Source organism: Priestia taiwanensis (assembly GCF_014638355.1).
Taxonomy (GTDB): domain Bacteria; phylum Bacillota; class Bacilli; order Bacillales; family Bacillaceae_G; genus Priestia_D; species Priestia_D taiwanensis.
Genome location: NZ_BMFK01000001.1, coordinates 891,423 through 905,960 on the forward strand (window position 1 = coordinate 891,423; position 14,538 = coordinate 905,960).

Sequence of the window (14,538 nt, forward strand, 5' to 3'; positions counted from 1 at the left end):
TTAAAAAGAGGTCATCAAAAGATGATCTCTTTTCTCATACTTACACCATATTCGTTCATCAGCACTTCTGCCTCAAATCCAATCTTTTCCGTGCTTGCGAATAAATAGAAGATCTTTTTGATAATGATCATAATACCCTTCATCCATCATTTTTTGAAACGCCATATCGCCTTCTTGCGCTTTCCTTTGCATCGTTTTACATAATCCCTCTACTCGTAGCAATACCATTTCTAAAAATCCTTTTTCTATTCCTTCTATGCCGTAAGAGTCAAAAAATAATATTATTCTTTGTTTGATTCGCTCAGCATCTTTTAACGAGTCATAATACACGACTTCACTTGTCTCTGTATGATAAAGCCTACTTAAAGGTACGCACGTGTAAAGCGTATAAGCAATATCCCAGGTTCTTGGACCAGGAGCAGCAAAATCAAAATCAATGATACCTACGGGTTTTTCGCCATTAAAAATAATATTATAAATAGCAAAATCGTTATGACATATCACCTCAAATGGTTGCGGAGTGTTATCAATGATTCGCCAACTTTCTTCTATTGGAAAATCACTCACCGCATCATGATAGAGACGAAGCATTTTTGCGATGTCTTTTAAAACCTCATCCGACCACATATATTGTTGCAACGGATAATTGCCAGCCTCTCCTTCGATAAAAGATAAGATTTCTCTTCCTTTTTCATCAATACCTAGAAACTTTGGCACGCCATTTAAGCCTTTGCTTTCAAGGTGCTTTAGCAATATATGAATGTTACCACTATTAGGCTTTAACTCACGGCGTACTGTATTTCCTAAACGATATACACTGGAGACATTTCCTCCTGATAGTGTTGCTTCTTTTTCGTATTGATTTCCCATGAAAATCCTCCCTAATTAGGGTCTTTGTTATTGTTACAATGAACTAATCCAACATGCCTCTATATCTGTTTCTCGCACTTTTCTTATAAGCGTTTGTACCGCAACATCGGGCATAACGTTGTATCTTTTCAAATTCTCATCATTTGGATTTATCCAATGGAAAGCTAAATGAGCTTCTTTTAATTACTTGCAAGGAATCACTTATTACTTTTAAGACATGGGCAATTTCATAATGCCATGTGTCCTTCTGTAGTCCACTGATTTTCAATCACACCGAGAAACTTCTCAACCAAGCAAGAGCTAGCTAACTCCTCTTCCCATTCACGAATAAGTGCATCTTCCACACGTTCACCTAGTTCAACATGTCCTCCAAGTAGAAAATAATAATGTCCTATGTAATCGACAACTAATAATTTTTCCCTCTTTTAGTAATCTACCTCTTGTAATATAGTGGAATCGTTTCTTCATTTCTTCGTACCTCCGCTTTTTATTGGACTAGTATAATTCTGTAACAAAAGGTTGAATTCCGGCACATCTCCATAAAAAAGCACCTCAATCTACTCAATTGAAGTGCCTTTACGCTCTACGCTCGAACGGTTCATCATATGTTGCTTTTCTTCTATAGACAACGCTGCCTACTTGCTCTTTTCCGTTTACAGATGCGACTGCTTTCTCACCGACCACGGATTCACCAAATTTCTTTAATTCTTTCTCAGAAATCATTTTCTTTACTTCTGCTAAATCAATAAACTTTGTCATTCCGAACCACCTCCAAACAAATAATGAATGGTTTTAATTAACTCTTCGTTCGCAACCATTTGATACTTCGTTTCCGCTTCTGTTAGTAACGACGAACCCGAAATTGTGATTGTTAACACTAATTCATTTTCAATAGGATAGCATATTAAATATGTTTTAAACAGATGATTTTTCGTTAAAAGAACTAATTCTTCTCCTTTTAGAAAACTATCTACAACTAAAATCCGATCTTCTGCATCGTCCTGCTTCTCATCATTTATATGAAATGGATAAAATGTCACTGCACCAGCTTTCCCAGCTACATGTCTAAGTCCATCCCATCCTTCTCGTTTCCACACACCAACACCATCCATTTTGAACGATGGATGAATGGCATACACACTCCTTAAGGCATCTGATACATACTCATACATTTGTGACTTATCATATTGTATGAGTTCTTTTGCTAACTTAAGCGTAAAAAGTGATACTTCATCACGTTCTTTTTGTCGTAGACGTGCTTCTTGAAGTAAGACTTCTGGATCTTGAAAACATTGTAGTTCTTTTATTTTATGTAGAATATGCTGACATGCCACACTCACTGCCGCATCATCGTTTGATGAATCTGCTTGATATGTTAAAGCATTCATTCCAAGTAAATCTGAAAGTAAATGATACTCCTGAATGTCGATATCATTACGCTTCTTCGGTACCGTATTTGGAATTAAATAAAAAACACGATGTCGTTTTAACTTTCCCCAAAAAAGCCCCATTTCAAACAATGTATTATCTCGTGTAATTAAATACGTCTTACCTCGTATATCAATAATATCGTCTGGTGAACATATAAATACTGCAAAATCATTTATTTCTAATTGCCGTTCCAAATCGTCCATCGTATAGTTACCAGGTGTGAAAACTCCCGCATACCACGGATTGACTTCAGCATAATATTGCAATGATTTTTGAACAGCATTCACATAATTCATTGCCTCTCGTGACGATCCGATAAAGACTTTTGGCTTTTGTTTATTCATTTTGCTTCCTCCTTTCTTATTGACATTTTTCGATATTTATTCATATTCATTTTTATAAACCCCGTAATTATTGGAAGAATATACATAAGATTGGTTATTAATTCTTTATTGATTAAGAAATGTTAACGTATATCGATACTGCAAATTAAGACAAACAAAGAGCAAAAAACATTGCTGATGAATTTTTTTGGAGACTATTGGAGAGTTAATTTTTTACTCTTACATTATTCGATAAAGACATGCTAAATTCCTTTCTCCAAAAGAAGCACAAAAAAACGAGTAGTATGAAGCTCTACTCGTCATTTATTACGATACAAATTTGAGACCGACTATACAAAGAATAATTCCTCCTACTAGTACTAGCTTTTTCATATTTTTTGTTTCTTTAAAAACAAACATGCCCAATAAAACACTTCCTGCTGATCCAATCCCAGTCCATATACCATAACCGACACTAATAGGGATTTCTCGTAGCGATAAAGAAAGAAAAAGAAAACTCAATCCCATAAAAAAAACGAATCCAATTGTGCCTTTTAAATTCGTGAAACCATCGGATACTTTCAGGAAAATGACACCGCCAACTTCCATTAATCCAGCAAACACTAAAAAGAACCAGCTCACCGGATTTCACCTTCTTCATGTGGAGATTCATTTGATACTAATTTCAAGCCAATAATACAAATGATTAATATAATCAGCAACAGGACTTTTAACACGCTCACAGAATCGCCTAAAAATATCATACCAATAACCGCTGTTCCAAATGAACCAATTCCCGTAAATACCGCATACGCAGTTGAAACAGGCAAAAACTTTAATGATTTTGAAAAACACCAAAAGCTTAAAACCATTAATATGACAGTTATAACGGAGACAGGGAGATTTGTAAAACCGTTAGAGAATTTCAAACCAAATGCCCAACCAATTTCAAACATACCTCCCACAATCAGAAACACCCATGCCATATGATGACACGCTCCTTTCTTATTTCTATTTTCTACTGGAGCTAGTGTCTCATTCGTGGTAGATTTTCCAAATAACAGTCAGCTTCTGAGGCGTATCGAGAAACAAGCTTATGTACTATAGTCCATGTCGATTTGCGAGATATAAAGTGTTAGAAAATTCATTTTATAGATGCAGGATTCCACAATTACGCCTGTTAATGTGTAAATAATCCATTATTAAGAATTGTACGTCAATGATAATTATTGCTAAGTGATTCTTATTTTTCAAGATCCAAAAGCAATGTCTTCATTTCTAATCCGCCACGATAGCCGGTTAATGCTCCATTCTTTCCTACTACACGATGACATGGTACAGCGATTAATACTGGATTAGCTCCAATTGCTGCGCCTACAGCTCGGGCAGCTGCTGGTTTATTTATATAACTTGCAATGTCCGAATAAGATCTAGTCTGTCCGAAAGGAATTTCACAAAGTGCGTTCCAAACTGCAAGTTGGAATGCTGTTCCATTGTAATCAATTGGAACAGTAAATGTTGTCCGTTTTCCTTCTAAATACTCGGTGATTTCAACCGCATAAGGTTCAAGCTTTTCATCATCCTCAACGAGAAGGCTTCTCGTAAAGTGTTTCTTAGCCCATTCTGACAATTCCTCGAATGGTTTATTCTGTGAACCAACAAACACAAGTCCCCGAGATGTTGCAGCAATATAAAAATTCAAATCCTTAACCTTTAGCAAAGACCAATAAAGTGATTGTTTATTCTTTGATTCCATTTTACATTTCCCCCATTTTATTCATTTGACGAAATTGTGCAGGTGTACATCCTGTTTTCTTTTTGAACAACGTAATAAAATACGGTGTGTTAGGTATACCTGCACATGTGGCAATATCCGCAATTGCTTTATTTGTTTGAACCAAATACTCTTTAGCAGCATGTAATCTAACTTGTTGGATATATTCAACAGGCGTGATACTTTTAACCCTTTTAAATGTTCGGTGCAAATGATAAGGACTCCCGTGAGCAATATTTGCTAACACTTCTAGATCTAATTTTTCTGTAAAATTCTTATCTATATATTCAGTGATAAGATCTATCCACTCACTATCAGGTAATTTATCATTAGTAGGCTTGCAACGTTTACACGGTCGGAAATTTGCATGGAGAGCTTGGTTTGCGTTTTGAAAAATACATACATTTTCTTTTTTAGGAATGCGAGATTTACAAGACGGTTTACAGAAGATTCTTGTGGTTTTTACAGCATAGAAAAATTGATCATTGTACGATGCATCATTATCTATAATTGCTTGCCACTTTTCATCTGTCATAATTCCTATATCATTTGAAATTTCTTGATTATGACTCTCTTCATATCTATTATTGATACTGCCCGGCATTTACTTCACCTCTCATCTAATCTTCTTACATTATAGCCCTTATACATTCAGAATAGATTGTTCTACAGATATAATAGCAAGATATTGAAATTATTAAAGGTTATTATGTGATAAAGTAAAATTGCAATCAACGTGAATTTTCTTATCGTTATTTGGTAAATAGTATTATGATCATAAGATGAGGAGAATGATAAAGTGATATGGCATGAAGTCAATGATGTTATTGTAATTACATTACCTGAAGGTTTTGATATGAATGCAAACCTAGGCTATCTATCAAGGGAAAAAAATGAATGTATGTATGAAATAGAGAGCGATATCATTACAAAAGTTATAACCCTTGGGGGAATTCGGTCCTTAGTACAAATAAGCGTAATCAGTAATAAACAAATGGTTGTTCAATTCCTAAATAATTCTAGACCTATTGAAAAGTGGCAACGAGAAGAAATTGTAACATATATTCATGAATGGTTTGATCTTGATAACGATTTAACGCCGTTTTATGAAATGGCAAAAGCAGATTCACTACTGAAAATGCCTGCCAAAAAGTTCTATGGATTGCGAGTTATCGGTATCCCCGACTTATTTGAAGCTTTATGTTGGGGAGTTTTAGGACAACAAATTAACTTGGCCTTCGCATACTCATTAAAGAGGCAATTTGTAGAAAGGTTTGGCGATTTTATCGAATGGAATGGTAAAAAGTATTGGGTATTCCCATCGTACGAACGAATTGCAGAGTTAACACCTGCTGACCTGGCAGATATTAAAATGACGGTAAAAAAGAGTGAATATATCATTGGAATTGCCAAATTAATGGCCAGGGGAGAATTATCGAGGGGAAGATTAATGAAAATGAGCTTTAAAGATGCTGAAAAAAGCTTAATCAAAATACGAGGAATCGGTCCTTGGACAGCCAATTATGTGCTAATGCGCTGCCTTAGATTCCAGACAGCCTTTCCAATCGATGATGTGGGTCTTATTAATTCAATAAAAATAGTACATAATATGAACCGAAAGCCTACGAAAGATGAAATCTTAGAACTATCGATTCCATGGAAAAACTGGGAATCATACGCTACCTTTTATTTATGGCGTGTGCTTTACTGAAATATTTAGAAGAGATTCAAAGAGAAGAAAACGTGACTTAGATATGTACCTTTCCTATCTAAGTCACGTTTTTACCCTATTGCAATAATCGTCTTCGTATCGACACTAAAGTACAGCGAGCTTAATATCAAAATATTGCTATACAATTGTAAGGCAATGTAATTGCTAGAGTATTATACGGTGAAAAGCCATATGGACATCATAGTGTTACAATCGCAGGCTAAAATTCAGTTTTTGTTCCTGGAAAATATTTAACTATAAAAAACTGTACCTCAATTTGTAGTTCATATCTAACAATTGAGGTACAGTTTAGTTCTTTCAAGTAATATTTTCTGTTTGTCCAATTCATCCTTACTTTGTTTATCAATTACCTGTACATGTTCCAATAAGCGGTTTTCTATCCTCTTCATGATTCAGCAATTAAAACCACTCATCAGCGATATACCAATGCTTTAATAGTATCATTTGTTAGAAAGAAAATCCCCATATTGGCTTTCTTTCTTCCATCAGTTGTACATCTTTTAATTCTACTTCCAACTCATATTCTGATTTATTTACGTTTCTCATACCAAGTTCATCAGCCTCTGACTTATACGTTGTTCCAATAATAATAGAACTCGTGCTCCCATCTCCAGCAGCAATTCCAAATTCCCTTCCTTTATAAATTACATATGGAGTTATATAGTATGCTTTCTCTAAATCTTCTTTTTTTACTTTCTTTGATAAAAATTTATTATCCAAAGGATGAGGTATAAAACCATGCTTTAGCTCAATGTAATCTCTTGATATTAAATTTACAAACTCTCCATCTTCTGAACCTAGGGAATATTCTTTTCCTTGATATATTCCGTATTGACCACGTTTAATCATTCGTTAACCCCTCCTTTTTTACTTTCCCATTACAGGTATAAACCTCTTTAAATCTTTAATATATATTCCTACTAATTTTTCTATCCCATTTATTACCGTATATATTTCTGCACCATCTCTCGGCTCAAGAAATTTCCCTCTAGGTGCTTCATATTCAGGTACAACTTTACCAGTCTTTGATGCAGTAAAACCATGACCTGATTGTGGTGGCGTTATGTCTAATTTTGTATTAGTCTTATCGCCGAAATTTTCAGCATATGGGATTTTAAATTCATCTATACTATCAGTTTTAAATCTAATTACCGCATAATCACTTGAAGATGTATAAGGTGTTCCATTGTAATCTAAACGCAAAGAATTAAATACATCTGCTGGAGTATGTATATCTTGAACATCCTCCATTTTTGCGATACATCCACCAATAGTGTTATAAGGTTTCTCTGCCTTAAGATATCCTTCCACGCCTTCTAAAGTGATTACTTTTTGCATTAATATATCCCGAGTTGGGGATGAAACACTGTCACGTATCTTTTTAACCATCTCTATTTCTTTTGTCGTCAATTCAAAATACATCTTCTGCTGTAATTCATAGAATCTTTCTCTAGACAAGTCTACTTCATTTAAAACGCTGTCTAATTTAGAAGAAAAACCTTCCTTTCCGTAATCTGACAATTGTTCACGACTATAATTCGGGGTTATCTCTACACCATTCGGTAGCTGATACAATAAAGGTTTGGGTAATTGTTCCGCCTCATTAACTTTTCTTAATTCACTCGTACCTTCAATCTTCTCTATTTTACTCTGAATAATTCCTTTGCTCTCTAGATGGCTTGCTTTGACTACATCTTCAACGTTTGATCCGCCTCGGCCTAAAGCTGCTGCGCCACCTGATGCGACGTCTATACTTTGCGCTGCTAGGTTATTCATGTTATCAAGGGAACGGGCAAATGCGCCTTTGATGGCGTAGTTCACATCATTTAATTTATCTGTTGCTTTCAATCCTTCTAGTCTGAGCTTATGGGTCCAATATGTGTTGCTATCTTTTAATGATTGTACCACATTTTTTCCGGTATTTGGATTAAACTTAGCTAGGTTTTGGGCGATGGATTGCTTCGTTAAAGAGATGAGATCATCTGTCCCTCGGAAGGCTTGCCGCACTCCTTTGACACCCGGAATAACGCCAAGAACACTGAATGCTCCTCGTTCTATTTGTTCGCCGGTACTTAGCTTCCTGCCTGTTCCCCAGTCCTCTCCGGTCACAACACTTTTCACTTCAAGTCCTGTGAATACGGCAGTCGCTGCGATGGCTACTGGTGGACATACAACAGCTGCGACGATAATCCCAGCTGCGATGGCGAGGTCTCGCCACATTTCTAAGTCTTGTTGTTCTTCTTCCATTGTCTCGTATTCAAACCCTCGCATAGATGGGATAAGTTTCCGATATTCGTTGTAGTCTAACTTTGCTTCTGGGTTGTTTCTCTTCATTTCTTCATATTGTAGGTTGAGTATTTCATCGAATGCGACGGAGTCTTTGAAAATATCATCGATGGTGATGGTGTCTTTTTGTACGCTGGATGTTTCTAGCCTTCCGTACGAATGAGCGGTTGGCATTGCTTTGTATTCTGTGGAACCAATACGGTTTTCTGTGGTGTAATTGCGGATGGAGAGGTCTCGCATCTTGCCTGCGAATTCGTCCATTTTATGATAGAATGGTTCGTCGATGTGTCTTGATACGGTTTCTCCGACACGATGACAATAGTTTACTAGTTGATCATAGTCATCAAATAGATGGTTAATCGTTGTTTTCTTACTCGTATGATGAAACGAAATACTTCGATCAGAGTCTAGTCGGTCAATTTTCCGTTCGATACTGCCTAATAGATCATCCATTTGAAGGAATGTTCGTTCTGAATCTCGTTTTAGCCTTATTATCGTTTCCTTCATCTCTTGCCACGGTCCATGCTTATAGCGCACATCCATGTGAATATCTTCCTCCGTTTCGTTAAAAGAAATGATACCTATCTATTCCTTGTACTAAAATAGCCATTGTTTCAAACAATCACTAGTAATCTTTTATTGTGCTTTTTCCTAATTAACAGATTTGATACAAACATCTATTAACTTTTGTATAAGTAAAAATTAGTTTAGCCATCTATGTATTAAATCCCTTTTAATAGGAATAGATATATCACCATTTTACATATTATTACATTTTAAAACTAACATAGCGGAGATATAGTCGTCAATCTGTACGCAAATAAGCCGTATTATTAAAGATAACTAAAAAAGAAAATATCATGTAAATATACATTTGTTTTCTCTTAAACTGGCAAGTTAGTAGTCCGACATTATGTATAAAAAAATGAGTAGCTAGAAGTTAGCTACTCGTTAATCATTTTCAAAGTAATCACGATCGAGACGTTTTACTTCGAATACTTTTACTGTGGAAACACCTAAATTAAAATCAATCATTAATTTCGCTAAGTATTCCCCGTCAATTAATACAATTTTACTGTCAATTATCTTTACGTATTCTTTTGCTTCTTTCGTAAAATTTGATGTTGTGATGAAGACACCCTTTCTTGCTCTGAATCCATGTAATGCTCCTGCAAACTTTTGAATTTCAGGGCGACCTACAACGTTTTCCCAGCGTTTCGCTTGTAAATAGATTGCATCAAGCCCTAATTGGTCTTCCTTTATAATCCCATCAATTCCACCATCACCACTTCTTCCAACAGCCTCTCCAGCATCATCGATTGAACCACCGTAACCCATTTTCACTAGTAATTCTACAACTAACCGTTCAAAGAAGACTGGTGAACATTCTTTAATAGTAGAGATAAGTTCATCTACCAATTCTTGTTTTATTTGCGCATACGTTGATTCAATTTTTTCTTCTGGTGTTTCGTTATCATTTTGGTGTTTCACTGGTTCATTAACTAATTTATCACTTGCGTCTTTTTGTACAAATGTACGGAATTCTGTATAATTTAATAACGTCTGCTTATCTATGGAAGATATGTTAGAAGAAATTAATTCTATCCCTCTAGTGCTAATTTGAACAACCCCTCTACTTGGTGCAGAAATTAGCTATGCCTTTTTCATATATGTAATAGCCCACCCCAGGCGGTTCTTTATGTATGTTTGTCTTCCACTTGGCAACATTTCATTTATTTCTTCTTCGGTTAAATTAAAATGAGAGATAATAAATGTCAACAAATCTTTTTGTGTGTGAATATTATTATCACTAAGTTGCTGTAATAGTGGATGCATCATCATTTGATAACTTGGAATAGCCAATATTCATTCCTCTTTTTCCTATAGAATCTTCCTTTTATTTATTGTAATTGCCCTTGTCATCTAGTGCAAAACAAAGCGTTACTAAGACAATAATTTACCATAGCGCCTGAAAAGAGTACATATTTAATCTCCTTTATAATCACTTCTAAGCATCGCCATAATAATTTCATCTGAATATGTACCCTTATAATATAAAGATTGGCGTAAGACGCCTTCTTTTACAAATCCAACCTTTTTATATGCTTTAATACCGCGTATGGGGTACAGCCGAGATACATGTAATTTTGAGTCATAGTCTTACATTTATCCCTAAACGGGATTTTAATTAGGGCTAGTGTCAGGAAAAAAGCCGATTTCAGTATTAAGGAATCGACTTTTGAGTTCATTAATATAACGTGTTATTTATCTGTTTGTTTTTGCTTATTTTTCAAATACTCTGCACGCGCTTTTTCAAGTTGTTGCTTTTTATCAAATTTGGCAGGCATCTGTTTTTCATGAAACTTTGTCACAGCTATCTGACTTTTGGAATCCAATTGATATTTTCCCACTTTGTTCACCTACTTTTTTGTCTTTAAAGAGAATCTATTCAACAAATATAATACACCTTATTTTACTGAAGTAAAACCCTATTACATTAGTTGCGAAGACTTTTTACTACTTGGAATAGCGTCACAACGCTAGGGACAGAAGACGTGGAGCGTACAAAACAAACGAACACAACCGATTTTATGTAAGTTAATCGTAGAATCGTATTCATAAAATCCCTTTAACAGGTTCATAACTTAAAGAATTGGAAGCAGATGGTATGGTGAAACGAAAAGAGTATCCTCAAGTTCCCCCTAAAGTCGAGTACAGTCTCACAGATAAAGCGGAAACATTGTTACATTCCTTTACTTTCACTTCAAATCACCAGGAAAGTAAAGGTAGATTTAATTTAATAGACCTAATCGAAAAGCAAAGGCAACAACTTGTGTTCGATTCTTCGCTTTTAGTTTGGTCATTAATCTACTCACATACTCTCTCACCGTATGTTCACTTATGAACAATAATGCGCCGATTTTTTTATTATCGTATCCTTCCGCTAGCAAACCCAAAATACTGTATTCTCTTTCTGTTAAGTGAATGTCCGAAGTTTTTACTACTTCTGCACCCTCTCTTGATAAAAATAATCCAAGATGTTTCCCCACTTGTTCAAGTAATTCAAGGTCATCTTTCGAACAATTAAATTCTTTTCCTAACTGATCAAAAGTAACCCATCCAAACAATTGATTTTGATAAGTGATCGGTATAAAGACAACGGAAGACAGATTAAATAATTCTATATTTTCATCTTTCACATAATTTTTAGGGTTTTTCAAATAAATTGGTTTCTCACGGTTGAAAATTTTATATTCCTCAGTCACCTGCCCTTTCATGCTCTGTATCTTGAGAAGTTCTTCTCCAATCACACCGTAGAATTGATCCGACCATGGGGCATAAGCGTAAAAAATACATCGCTTGTAATTAAAATACTCCTGACATTTTTTTAATATATAGGCTAAATCTCGAACTCCTGAAGAACGTATTAGAAGCTTGTTCAATTTTTCCATGGATTGAAGTCTTTTAAGTTGACTGCTTTCATGGAGTTTATGTTGGTTGTTCTTTGTTACATCTTCATTTACCCAATCGTTATTGATATGTAAAATATAGGTTAAAACGGATAATAAAAATATTAACATAGGAATCTTATTTTTATACTTTAATTGAATCATCAGTGCCATCAATGATTTCTGATAAACCAATTGAAATAGGTTATAACTTTTCTGATTTACATTTGATAACTGAGATTGATACCACTTTTGTAAGTGGCTAGCATAATCCTCATCGATATCTTCTATATTTGAATTAACTAGTAGACTTAAAAATGATTGCAACAACATTTCAGTGTTTTTCCGAACTGACTCGGGAATGGAAGGTTCTAAAGTGAGATAGATATTTATATTTACTTCAATTTGCTTATAATGTGTTTTATGGAACAATACAAATTCTTGAAATTTAATTTCTTCTTTTGGATGAAAGACATAAGTCATAATTTTATCTCCTTGCAACAATTAACCCTACAAATGAAGGGTGTATACAGAGTTATTATACAGCATTTTATAGGATAGTATTCCAAATTGAGTGTAGTAAGATGGAAATGTGTCAAATTAGAGAACATTTATTTGAAATCTTGAATGAATAACTGGCATCTTTACTTGAGAAAATTTCCGTTATTTTTATAACGAAATTCACTTCAATTTTTATGTATTTTCTAATGGCCTTTACACATTCAATACATACAATGTTTATTGATTATAGATTTCTCTTAAACATTTAAGTTTAATCTTGATATGTATGTAAGTATGGATTCATTCATTAGTTTTTGATCATCTAAATATCTCTAAAAATACTTTCAGGGGGTAAGTGTAATGGAGATTAAAGCAGCAGTTGTAAACAGTATCGGGGAAGATTATCAATTAGAAGACTTGGTATTAGCAGAGATGCAACCAGATGAAGTATTAGTAAAAATGGTCGCATCAGGTATGTGTATGTCTGATGAGACACTCAAAAACGGTGGCGGAACAGTCCCTTTTCCAAATGTACTTGGTCATGAAGGTTCTGGTATTATTGAAAAGGTCGGGAATGTTGTGAAAGGATTCAAACCTGGAGATCAGGTTGTTCTGTCTTATGCTTATTGTGGAAGTTGCCCAAATTGCCGCACTGGGCGTCCAGCTGCATGTGATGATTGGGGGAAATTAAACGGTATAGGTGTTAGAGAAGATGGAAGTTATACATTCCATAAAGAAGATGGTACCCCAGTTAATAACTTATATGGCCACTCATCCTTTACTACTCATTCATTAGTTCATGAAAGTAACTTAATAAAAGTCGATCAAGATGTTGATTTACGTCTCATTGGACCATTAGGTTGTGGTTTCTTAACGGGTAGTGGAACGGTTGTTAATGGTTTGAAGCCTGAATCAGGTTCATCTATTGCTGTTTTTGGTACAGGTGCAGTAGGATTAGCAGCTATGATGGCGGCCAAAATTGAAGGTTGTTCTACTATTATTGCTGTAGATATTCATGATAGCCGTTTAGAAGTAGCTAAAAATCTCGGAGCAACACATATCATAAATAGTAAAAATGAAGATCCTATCGAAAAAATAAAAGAAATAACAAACGGAATAGGCGTTAAATATTCTGTTGATACAACAGGTGTACCCCCTGTCATGAATACAGCATTAACTGTATTAGCAACTGGAGGGGTTATGGCCCCAGTTGCAATATCAGGTAAAAGTATTGAACTTAACCCTACGACTGATTTAATCCTGGTAAATAAGAGTATTATTGGTGTGCTTATGGGTGATGGAATCCCACAATTGTCTATTCCTCAATTAGTGAAGTTCTATAAAGAAGGACGCTTCCCATTTGACGAACTGGTGAAATTTTATAATTTCAAAGATATTAACCAAGCTGCTAAAGATTCAATTAGTGGAGAAGTGATCAAGCCTATTCTAATAATGGACGAGACTTATAAACCTTTAGAATCAAGATAATTCGGTTTGAACATTTGATTTTATAATAATGTGCCAGTGGCCATGCCCCATGATAATGGAAATGAAATAATTGCTTAAATTGTGCCACTAAGCATTCTCACAATGCGTAGCTAGAAAAGGTGTCAGTGATAAATAACCAAGCCTTTTCTAGTTATGTTTTTTTGTATAAAATAATGAATGTTTAGGTAAATGTTCCATAATCTATTCTGCCAAAAGCAAAGGTAAAAGGTGGTTTCAATTGAATATTTCCAAATGGACCTTTTCCTAAATCTGAGTTATCAATTAAATTCAGATCTGTGTCTGTTAAACAAAGAACTCTTTTTACACTGTTGGCCTTCTTATCAATTTGCAGTGGCATTAGAAATATCTATTTTATCCTTTGTTATCGATCAAACTTAAGGTCTCGTTAGGGCATATTGTTGCATTCTATGGATGTATAATTTTTCGGTAACCTGCCAAGAATGTTAATAATTAATTCTGCAATTTGATATGAACAGTATATGAAATGTACACAACACATGTGATGTATGAAGCAGTATTTAAATCAGATGTTAACATTTTGCTAACGCAATTAAATGAAAAACGGTTAATTCTCGTTAAAGACGTTACACCTCTGGATACTTTTTAGTCAAGAAAGTGGATACTTTTTTATAAAGGAATTACTTTAGTTATATATGTCTACGT

General features: G+C 34.8%; 15 protein-coding genes and 3 pseudogenes. 3 read left to right on the forward strand and 15 right to left on the reverse strand.

Annotated elements, in window-relative coordinates; genetic code table 11:
- Window positions 1–72 precede the first annotated feature (72 nt).
- From IEV41_RS04755 to IEV41_RS04790, 8 genes and pseudogenes are all read right to left on the reverse strand, one after another.
- Window positions 73–870, reverse strand: coding sequence for a phosphotransferase enzyme family protein (locus tag IEV41_RS04755; RefSeq protein WP_188387285.1), 798 nt, complete (start codon window positions 868–870; stop codon window positions 73–75).
- Window positions 871–903: 33 nt separating this feature from the next.
- Window positions 904–1,338: pseudogene (locus IEV41_RS04760) on the reverse strand (NUDIX domain-containing protein).
- 108 nt (window positions 1,339–1,446) lie between these two features.
- Complete coding sequence (locus IEV41_RS04765; RefSeq protein ID WP_188387286.1) at window positions 1,447–1,629, reverse strand: hypothetical protein; 183 nt, start codon at window positions 1,627–1,629, stop codon at window positions 1,447–1,449.
- A complete protein-coding gene (locus IEV41_RS04770) occupies window positions 1,626–2,645 on the reverse strand; it encodes a TIR domain-containing protein (RefSeq protein ID WP_188387287.1) in 1,020 nt (339 codons plus the stop codon). Before IEV41_RS04770 ends, IEV41_RS04765 begins: the two co-directional genes overlap by 4 nt.
- Window positions 2,646–2,951: 306 nt before the next feature.
- A complete protein-coding gene (locus IEV41_RS04775; RefSeq protein WP_188387288.1) occupies window positions 2,952–3,266 on the reverse strand; it encodes a DMT family transporter in 315 nt (104 codons plus the stop codon).
- Window positions 3,263–3,610: a DMT family transporter gene (locus IEV41_RS04780; protein ID WP_188387289.1), complete on the reverse strand. Its 348-nt coding sequence runs from the start codon at window positions 3,608–3,610 to the stop codon at window positions 3,263–3,265. Before IEV41_RS04780 ends, IEV41_RS04775 begins: the two co-directional genes overlap by 4 nt.
- Window positions 3,611–3,867: 257 nt before the next feature.
- On the reverse strand, window positions 3,868–4,380 hold the full coding sequence (adaB, locus tag IEV41_RS04785; RefSeq protein WP_188387290.1) for a methylated-DNA--[protein]-cysteine S-methyltransferase: 513 nt from the start codon (window positions 4,378–4,380) through the stop codon (window positions 3,868–3,870).
- Between the two features lies 1 nt (window position 4,381).
- Complete coding sequence (locus IEV41_RS04790) at window positions 4,382–5,002, reverse strand: bifunctional transcriptional activator/DNA repair enzyme AdaA (RefSeq protein ID WP_188387291.1); 621 nt, start codon at window positions 5,000–5,002, stop codon at window positions 4,382–4,384.
- A 195-nt stretch (window positions 5,003–5,197) separates the two neighbouring features.
- Here IEV41_RS04790 and IEV41_RS04795 point away from each other — a divergent pair, with 195 nt between their 5' ends.
- Window positions 5,198–6,109, forward strand: coding sequence for a DNA glycosylase (locus IEV41_RS04795; protein WP_188387292.1), 912 nt, complete (start codon window positions 5,198–5,200; stop codon window positions 6,107–6,109).
- A 468-nt stretch (window positions 6,110–6,577) separates the two neighbouring features.
- Here IEV41_RS04795 and IEV41_RS04800 read toward each other — a convergent pair whose 3' ends face one another.
- The 6 genes and pseudogenes from IEV41_RS04800 to IEV41_RS04815 form a co-directional block, all read right to left on the reverse strand.
- A complete protein-coding gene (locus IEV41_RS04800; protein ID WP_188387293.1) occupies window positions 6,578–6,979 on the reverse strand; it encodes a UCP033725 family protein in 402 nt (133 codons plus the stop codon).
- A gap of 18 nt (window positions 6,980–6,997) precedes the next feature.
- Window positions 6,998–8,959 (reverse strand): hypothetical protein, encoded by a 1,962-nt coding sequence (locus tag IEV41_RS04805; RefSeq protein WP_188387294.1) that lies wholly within the window; start codon window positions 8,957–8,959, stop codon window positions 6,998–7,000.
- Window positions 8,960–9,367: 408 nt separating this feature from the next.
- The gene (locus tag IEV41_RS20240; protein ID WP_308420324.1) at window positions 9,368–9,907 is read right to left on the reverse strand and encodes a restriction endonuclease; all 540 of its coding nucleotides are present in this window, start codon (window positions 9,905–9,907) and stop codon (window positions 9,368–9,370) included.
- 162 nt (window positions 9,908–10,069) lie between these two features.
- Window positions 10,070–10,279, reverse strand: a complete 210-nt coding sequence (locus IEV41_RS20245) for a winged helix-turn-helix domain-containing protein (protein ID WP_308420325.1) — start codon at window positions 10,277–10,279, stop codon at window positions 10,070–10,072.
- 123 nt (window positions 10,280–10,402) lie between these two features.
- Window positions 10,403–10,537 (reverse strand): annotated as a pseudogene (locus tag IEV41_RS19955) (GNAT family N-acetyltransferase); the annotation flags it as partial.
- A 140-nt stretch (window positions 10,538–10,677) separates the two neighbouring features.
- Complete coding sequence (locus IEV41_RS04815) at window positions 10,678–10,827, reverse strand: hypothetical protein (RefSeq protein ID WP_188387295.1); 150 nt, start codon at window positions 10,825–10,827, stop codon at window positions 10,678–10,680.
- A gap of 233 nt (window positions 10,828–11,060) precedes the next feature.
- Here IEV41_RS04815 and IEV41_RS04820 point away from each other — a divergent pair.
- Window positions 11,061–11,162, forward strand: a pseudogene (locus tag IEV41_RS04820) (winged helix-turn-helix transcriptional regulator); the annotation flags it as partial.
- 46 nt (window positions 11,163–11,208) lie between these two features.
- Here the strand turns inward: IEV41_RS04820 and IEV41_RS04825 are convergent.
- Window positions 11,209–12,348, reverse strand: coding sequence for a LuxR C-terminal-related transcriptional regulator (locus IEV41_RS04825; RefSeq protein ID WP_188387296.1), 1,140 nt, complete (start codon window positions 12,346–12,348; stop codon window positions 11,209–11,211).
- A gap of 378 nt (window positions 12,349–12,726) precedes the next feature.
- Between IEV41_RS04825 and IEV41_RS04830 the strand changes: the two genes are divergently transcribed.
- On the forward strand, window positions 12,727–13,854 hold the full coding sequence (locus IEV41_RS04830) for an NAD(P)-dependent alcohol dehydrogenase (RefSeq protein WP_188387297.1): 1,128 nt from the start codon (window positions 12,727–12,729) through the stop codon (window positions 13,852–13,854).
- Window positions 13,855–14,538: the final 684 nt, after the last annotated feature.